This window comes from Flavobacterium silvaticum (genome assembly GCF_012911565.1).
Lineage (GTDB): Bacteria > Bacteroidota > Bacteroidia > Flavobacteriales > Flavobacteriaceae > Flavobacterium > Flavobacterium silvaticum.
Genome location: NZ_JAAMPU010000079.1, coordinates 1 through 3,857 on the forward strand (window position 1 = coordinate 1; position 3,857 = coordinate 3,857).

At 60.3% G+C, this 3,857-nt stretch carries 1 pseudogene; it reads left to right on the plus strand.

Annotation, left to right across the window (positions count from 1 at the left end):
- Positions 1-3,857, plus strand: a pseudogene (locus G6047_RS00440) (hypothetical protein); the annotation flags it as partial.

Here is a 3,857-nt window from a genome sequence, read left to right on the forward strand (position 1 = left end):
AGCATTTCGGACGTCAACGGCTGCATCCGGCAGATCAACCAGACGGTGAGTGTGACTGTCGTGGGGGCACCTGTTATCCCTTCTTTCCCTGTGTTGCATGTCTGCGACGACAATAATGACGGCATCGGTTGTTTCGACCTGACCTCCACGATCGCCGCGATCACTGGCGGCAATCCGAACCTTACGCTTACCTTCCATGAGACGGCCGACGATGCGCAGAACCAGGTCAACCCTATCGTTGGCACTACGTACTGCAACCCGAACCCGGCCACTCAGACCATCTACGTTAGCCTGATCAACACGGGCGCGCCTGATTGTGCCTCGACGGCCCCATTGCAGCTGTTCGTGGATCCGGTGCCTGTGGCCCCTGCGACTATAGATGCTTATGAGCTTTGCGACTACACCCTTACCGGTGACGCGCAGGAGCAGTTCGACCTTTCGACGATGGATGCCATCGTTGCCAACGGACAGACGGGCCTTGCCATCACGTATTATGCGACGGAACAGGATGCGATCGATGAGACCAACCCGATCGGGCCGTTGTATACGAGCGGCAACGCCACGGTGTGGGTGCGCCTGGAATACGCCACGGGCTGCTATGCCGTTACGAGCTTCGGACTGATCGTGAACCCGCTTCCGGATATCACCCCATACGGTCCGGTTACGCTTTGCAGCGACGGGGTGAGCAATACGGCGTCTTTCCCTATCGCCGAATACAGCCCGTACATCTCGGGCGGCGTGCCGGGGACGGCGGTGAGCTACCACCTGACGCAGCAGGATGCCGACGACGACGTAAACCCGCTTGAGAGCCCATACGTGACGGACGATACGGTGATCTACGTCCGCCTTGAGAACGTGGATACCGATTGCGCCACGACCACCACCCTTACCCTGCAGGTCGAGGAAGGCCCGTCCATCAACACGAGCCCTACACCATTGGAGCGCTGCGACCCGAACAACGACGGCTTCGAGGTCTTCGACCTGAACCTTGCCACGGCCGACATCCTTGGCGGTATCGTGCCCGGGCTTACGGTAAGCTACCACGAGACGCCGGACGACGCCCAGAACAACGTGAACCCGATCACGGATCCATATACCAATATCCAGCAATGGGGCCAGCCGATCTATGTCCGCGTCACTTCGGATGCCACGGGCTGCCCGAGCTTCGCCACGCTGAACCTTATCGTCAAGCCTACACCTGAGGCCAACGAGGATGCCGACCCATTGCAGGAATGCGACCCTGACGGGGACGGACAGGCCTTCTTCGACCTTGCCTCTTCTATCCCGAATATCCTCAATGGACTGGACGCCACGATCCACACGGTGCGTTTCTGGCCTACCGAGGCGGATTACCTTGCGGGTAGCAACGAGATCGTGGGCATCGACGCCTACCTGAGCACGAGCACGACCATCTACGTGAGCGTGGACAGCAGCGTGACCCAGTGCGCCGACCTGGTGGAACTGGAACTCATCGTGAACCCGCTCCCCGTGGTTCCTTTCCCTGTGGATACGATCACCACCTGCGACAGCGTTACCCCTGATGACCAGACGGAGGTCTTCGACCTTACCATGCGCATCCCTGCCATCGTGGGCAGCCAGACGGGCATGGAGGTGACCTTCTACCGGAATGAGGCCGACGCCCTTGGTCATGCCAACCCGATCGATACCCCTGAGGCATACGCCAACGAGGTTCCTGCGGTGCAGACCATCTGGATCACGGTGACCAACGTGGCCACGGCCTGCGAATCGGTCACCACGATGGACATCCGCGTGGAGCCGCTTCCGAGCCCTATACTTCCTGCCCTTGACGATCCGCGCATCAACCTGTGCGACGGCAACCAGGACGGCATAGCCGAGTTCGACCTTGATGCGCTCATCGCCGATATGCAGCAGGGTGACACGAACATCACCATCACCTTCCACCCGACACAGGACGATGCCGATAACGGTGTCAATGCCTTGTCGAGCCCATACACGAACGACGATGCCTTCGTGGATACGGTATGGGTACGTGCGGTGAACGCCACCACGCTTTGCGAGCGCGTTCTTCCGATCACCCTGAACGTTACCCCGGCACCGGTCATCCCAGCCGTGACGCCTGGCCCACTTGAGGTATGCGATACCCTTGGCAATACGCAGGACGGATTCGCGCTGTTCGACCTTACCGCATACGAGGCTGATATCCTTGCCGCCCAGACGGGTACGGGTACCTATACGATAGAATACTACACGAGCCTTGCCGCGGCCCAGGACGGACTGCTCCCGATCATCAACCCGGCCCAGTACCAAGGTACCAGCGGTGAGATCTGGTACCGTATCGAAGGCAGCGTCAACGACTGTTCGAACATCGGTTCGTTCCTGATCCAGGTCAATGCCCCGCTTGCCCTTCCGGTGTCGATAGGTCAATGGTCCCAGTGCGATACGGATCCTGTAGGTCCTGCCATCGCCACCGAGCCGTTCGACCTGACGAGCCTTCCGGCATCGATCGCAGTGAACTTCCCGGCGGTCCCAGCGGGATCGGTGGTGACCTATTACGCGAACCAGTCCGATTACCTTGGCGGTACCAATGCGATCGCTGCCGCGGACCTTTCGGCCTACGTGAACGTGGCCAACGCCCAGACGATCTACATCGAGGTCACCAACGCCGAGGGCTGTACGAGCCATACGACGCTGACCCTGAAAGTGCTTCCGTTGCCTACGATCGTGTCCCTCACGGCCGATCAGGACCTGCATATCTGCGATACGGACGCTACCGTTGGTACGGAGGAGTTCGACCTTACGCAGAACGAGGAGTATATCGCCAACAACGACCCGAACCTGGCCTTCAGCTATTACCTTAGCCTGTCCGATGCCGAGACGGCCACAAGCCCGATCGCAGATCCGGCGCACCATACCTCCGCTACGGGATCCGTCTGGGTGCGCATCGAGAAACTGCCGACCCTTGACGTGGAGGGGGAGCATTGCTACGTGATTGTGGAGATGCACCTGTTCGTGGATGAACTGCCACAGGTGGCCACGCCGACGGATGCGCTTCCGGGCTGTGCCGCTGCGGGCTCGACCACCGCGGTGTTCGACCTCACGCAGGCCAACGCCGCTATCCTTGTGGCGCCACAGGTACCTGCGAACTTCACCTTCGCCTATTACACAGATGCCACCGATGCCGCCAATGGACTGAACCCGATCGCCGATCCTACGGCCTTCACGGGCACCGACGGCCAGCAGGTCTATGTGGTGGTGAGCAACATCGCCAGCGATTGCAACAGTACGGTGGTGGCCATCACCCTGGACGTACAGGAAGCTGCCGTTGCCACACAGCCGACGGCACCTGGCACGCAATGCGCCGACCCTGCCAATGGCACGACCCATGTATTCGACCTGACCGCCTTCGATGCCGAGATACTCGGTACGCAGGATCCGGTGCAGTTCACCATAGCCTATTACGCCAACCTGGCCGATGCGCAGGCCAATGCCAATGCGATCGCCGATCCTGCGAACTTCGATACGGCCACCACGATCGTCTATGCCGTTGTGACCAACAGCCTGTCGGCCGCACCGTGCCGTTCGGACATCATCGCCATCGACCTGACGGTGGAGCCGCTGCTGCAGGTGGCCATAGCCGGGGAGGATATCCTCTGCGTGACGTATCCGGACCTTACGCCTATAGCGCCGGGCACGCTGCTTGAGATCACGGGCATCCCTGATCCGACGCAGTATGTCTACGAATGGTATCTTGGCGGGGTGGCACTTGGTGTGAACGCACCACAGTACTATGCCCAGGCACCGGGAGTCTACACCGCCGATGTGGTGAGCATCTCCCAAGGCTGTCTGTCGCAGACGGCCTCGCATACGCTGATCCT